The organism is Gemmatimonadota bacterium (assembly GCA_016209965.1).
In the GTDB taxonomy this organism is placed as follows: Bacteria; Gemmatimonadota; Gemmatimonadetes; order Longimicrobiales; family RSA9; genus JACQVE01.
Map to the genome: position 1 here is coordinate 1 of JACQVE010000210.1, position 2,809 is coordinate 2,809.

Consider the following 2,809-nt stretch of genomic DNA (forward strand, 5'->3'; position numbering starts at 1 on the left):
GCTCGAGCCGCTGGAGCGCCTGCGCAAGCTCACGGCCGACCACATGGTGCGGGCCAAGCGGATCGCGGCGCACGTCCACTCCTTCATCGAGGTCGATTTTACGCAGGTCGACCGCATCCGCCAGAAGAACCGTGCGCGCTGGGAGCAGCAGGGCGTGAAGGTCAGCTACACCGCCTTCGTGGCCTGGGCGTCGGCGCGGGTGTTGCAGGAGTTCCCGCGGGTAAACGCCACCATCTCCGGAGACAGCATCCAGTATCGCGGGGAGATCAACATCGGCATCGCCGTCGACCTTGACCCCGGACTCATCGTGCCGGCGGTCAGGAACGCCGATGAGCTGACTGTGGTCGGACTGGCCAAACGCATCAACGATCTCGCGGCACGCGCCCGGGAGCGGAAGCTGAAGCCGGACGAGATCCAGGGCGGCACTTTCTCCATCACCAATCCGGGCGTGCTCGGTACGCTCGTGGGGATGCCGGTGATCCCGGAGGGAACGGCCGCCATCCTGGGAACGGGCGCCGTCGAGAAGCGGCCCGTGGTGCTCGAGCTGGATGGCCAGGACGTGATCGCGATCCGCAAGCGAGCGTGGTTCTCCCTGGGGTACGACCACCGCCTGGTGGACGGCGCCGATGCCGCCCGCTTTCTCGCCCGGCTCAAGGAGATCGTGGAGAGCTTCCCGGAGGACGCGGTCTAGTGGTCGGCCACGCGAGTATTGCGAGCGCCGGCAGGGCTCTCGAGGTGCGGCGGCTGGGACTGCTGCCCTACGGCGAGGCGCTCGAGCTGCAGCGCCGCCTGGTGCAGAGCCGCCGCGCGGGCGCCGTGCCTGACCTGCTCCTGCTGGTCGAGCACCCCCACGTCATCACCCTGGGCACCTCGAGCGCGCCCGGGCACCTGCTGCTAGACGAGTCGGAGCGTCGCCTGCTGGGCATCGAGCTCTTCCACGCGGGGCGGGGTGGCGACGCCACCTATCACGGGCCGGGGCAGCTCGTGGGCTACCCGATCCTGGACCTCAACCCGGACCGCTGCGACCTGCACCGCTACCTGCGGGACCTGGAGGAGGTCATCATCCGCGCGCTCGGCGATGCGGGGGTAGCGGCCGGCCGCAAGCCCGGCCTGACGGGCGTGTGGGTGGGCAGCGAGAAGATCGCCGCCATTGGCGTGCGCGTCTCGAGCGGCTGGATCACCTCCCACGGCTTCGCGCTGAACGTCGCGCCGGACCTGCATTACTTCGACGCCATTATCCCTTGCGGCATCAGGAATGGCGGCGTGACCTCGCTGGGCAGGCTGCTGGGCGCCGACCACCCGGCCCTGGCCGCCGTACCGGACCACATCACGCGGCGTTTCGCCGAAGTCTTCCAGCGCACACTGAAGGAGACCTAGCCTAGCCTAGCCTAGCCTAGCCGGGCGGAGCGGTGTCGTCGAAGTCCAGGTAACGGCCGCGGCCGCGTTGCTCCTCCAGCCACGCGCTGAGGCCGGAGGGCTTGGCGCCGCCGGACTCATCCTGCGTGCGAGCCGCGCGCTGGGCCAGGTGGTTGGCGTACTCGTTCTGCGGGTGGCCGGCGTGGCCACGCACCCACTGCCATTCTACCCGGTGCCGGGCTGCCTGCGCGACCAGCTCCCGCCATAGCTGCTCGTTCTCCAGCAGGCCGCCTTTGCGCTTCCAGCCGCGCCGGATCCAGCCCTGCACCCATTCCCTCATGCCGCGCACCAGGTACTGGGAGTCCGACGTGAAAACGACGCGGCAGGGCGCATGCAGCGCACGCAGCCCTTCAATGGCGCTGCGCAGTGCCATGCGGTTGTTGGTCGTGGCGGGCTCGCTGACCCAGTAATCGCGCCGCTCCCACCTGCCGCGCCGCCAATGCTCGATGAGCCCCGCGGCGCCGCCCGGCCTGGGCCGGTCCGGGAACTGGATGCCCAGGCAGGATTCGTCCGCGTACAGGAAGACGAGCGGGTCCATAGCCGGGCAAAGCTGGGCGGGTGGCCCGCGCGGGCGCAACAGCCGGCGCCCCGCGCCCGCCCCGCCGGGGATTGCTTGACACCCGGAGCCGGGCGCGTAAATTGCTGCCAGGTCTCAGCTTGCATTGCTCGACCGATTCGAGGACTCTTGCCAGAACCTGCCTACCTGCTGCTGGAAGATGGACGCCGTTTCGAAGGGGAACGGCTGGGAGCCGCCGGAGCCGCACTCGGTGAGGTGGTGTTCAACACCTCGATGACGGGCTATCAGGAGGTGCTGACCGATCCCTCCTACGCCGGCCAGATCGTGGTCATGACCTACCCGCTGATCGGGAACTATGGTGTCAACCGGGAGGACGAGGAAGCGGCTGGCCCGCAGGTGGCGGGCTTCATTGTCCGCGAGGCCGCGCGGCTGCACAGCAACTGGCGGGCGCAGGACTCCCTGGAGGCCTACCTCGAAGGGCACGGGGTCATCGGTCTCTCGGGCGTTGATACGCGCGCACTGACGCGCCATCTGCGGTCAGCGGGCGCCATGCGTGCCGGCGTCGCGCCGGCCGAGGCGCCCGAGGCAGAGGTGCTGGCGCGCGTCCTGGCTCACCCGCGCATGGAAGGGCTGGACCTGACCGGCCAGGTCAGCACGGCCGAGCCCTACGAAGTCTCGCCCGTGGGCGAGCCCCGCTTCCACGTCCTGGCCTATGATCTGGGGATCAAGCGGAACTCGCTGCGGCTGCTCGCCGAGCGGGGTTGCCGCATTACCACCTTGCCCGCCCACACCACGGCCGGTGCCGTGGCGGACGAGAAACCCGACGGTCTGTTCCTTTCCAACGGGCCCGGCGACCCGGATGCCGTGGGTCACGCA

Annotated in this window: 4 protein-coding genes; 3 read left to right on the forward strand and 1 reads right to left on the reverse strand. The window is 69.6% G+C overall.

Annotated features, from left to right (window positions below):
- Both HY703_08410 and lipB read left to right on the forward strand, forming a co-directional pair.
- Positions 1 to 691 (forward strand): 2-oxo acid dehydrogenase subunit E2 (locus tag HY703_08410; GenBank protein MBI4545202.1); only part of this gene is annotated, 691 nt, incomplete at its 5' end.
- A 17-nt stretch (positions 692 to 708) separates the two neighbouring features.
- Positions 709 to 1,377 (forward strand): lipoyl(octanoyl) transferase LipB, encoded by a 669-nt coding sequence (lipB, locus tag HY703_08415; protein ID MBI4545203.1) that lies wholly within the window; start codon positions 709 to 711, stop codon positions 1,375 to 1,377.
- A 16-nt stretch (positions 1,378 to 1,393) separates the two neighbouring features.
- Here the strand turns inward: lipB and HY703_08420 are convergent, their stop codons facing one another.
- Positions 1,394 to 1,954, reverse strand: a complete 561-nt coding sequence (locus tag HY703_08420) for a ribonuclease HI (GenBank protein ID MBI4545204.1) — start codon at positions 1,952 to 1,954, stop codon at positions 1,394 to 1,396.
- On the opposite strand from HY703_08420, the gene HY703_08425 reads away from it, so the two are divergent.
- On the forward strand, positions 1,856 to 2,809 hold a 954-nt coding region (locus HY703_08425), incomplete at its 3' end, for a carbamoyl phosphate synthase small subunit (GenBank protein MBI4545205.1). The genes HY703_08420 and HY703_08425 overlap by 99 nt on opposite strands.